This window comes from Anaplasma marginale str. Florida (assembly GCF_000215485.1).
In the GTDB taxonomy this organism is placed as follows: Bacteria; Pseudomonadota; Alphaproteobacteria; order Rickettsiales; family Anaplasmataceae; genus Anaplasma; species Anaplasma marginale.
In genome coordinates, this window is record NZ_AFMS01000022.1 from 1 (window position 1) to 712 (window position 712).

2 protein-coding genes are annotated in these 712 nt (G+C 48.7%); both read left to right on the forward strand.

Annotation, left to right across the window (positions count from 1 at the left end; genetic code table 11):
- A partial coding sequence (locus tag GAC_RS00690) for a TAXI family TRAP transporter solute-binding subunit (RefSeq protein WP_010264417.1) occupies positions 1–199 on the forward strand: 199 nt, incomplete at its 5' end.
- A 9-nt stretch (positions 200–208) separates the two neighbouring features.
- Positions 209–712 (forward strand): O-sialoglycoprotein endopeptidase (locus tag GAC_RS00695; RefSeq protein ID WP_037331009.1); only part of this gene is annotated, 504 nt, incomplete at its 3' end.

The following is a 712-nucleotide window of genomic DNA, read 5'->3' on the forward strand; positions in this document are numbered from 1 at the left end:
AATGTACGCTACAACTGCGCTATCAGACGAGATGGCATATGCGGTGGTGAAATCCGTTGCGTCTCATATTGACAGATTTCGTGAGCTTAGCGGTGCTCTGCGGAAACTTGTACTCAGAGATCTGGTAACCAGTGGTAGTGCGGTTCCGCTGCACGACGGCGCAGCACGCTTTTACAGAGAAGTAGGCATGTTGAAATAGCTCCGCACGATGTCCGGTGTGGGGTGCATTTTGGGGATAGAGACCAGTTGTGATGAGACAGCAGTTGCAGTCTTAGATCAGCGCAGTGTACTGTCACATGAAGTATTATCCCAGAAGGAGCATTCATCTTTTGGTGGTGTAGTACCGGAGATTGCAGCAAGGGCCCATTCTGATTTTCTGCATGTTCTGGTCTCCAAGGCTATGGGTGGTGCCCATATAGGGTTTGATGACCTAAGCGCGATTGCAGTAACATCTGGCCCTGGATTGGTGGGTTCACTTATAGTTGGTGTAATGCTTGCCAAGGCAATTGCATATGTGGCACATAAACCCATCATTGCTGTGAATCACCTTGAGGCTCATGCACTAGTGGCACGTATGATTTATGCTGACCTTGAATTTCCATTCCTAGTGTTGATCATATCTGGGGGGCACTGCCAATTCTTGATCGCACATGATGTCGGTAGGTATACAAAACTTGGTGAATCGGTTGACGACTCGCTGGGGGAGAGCTTT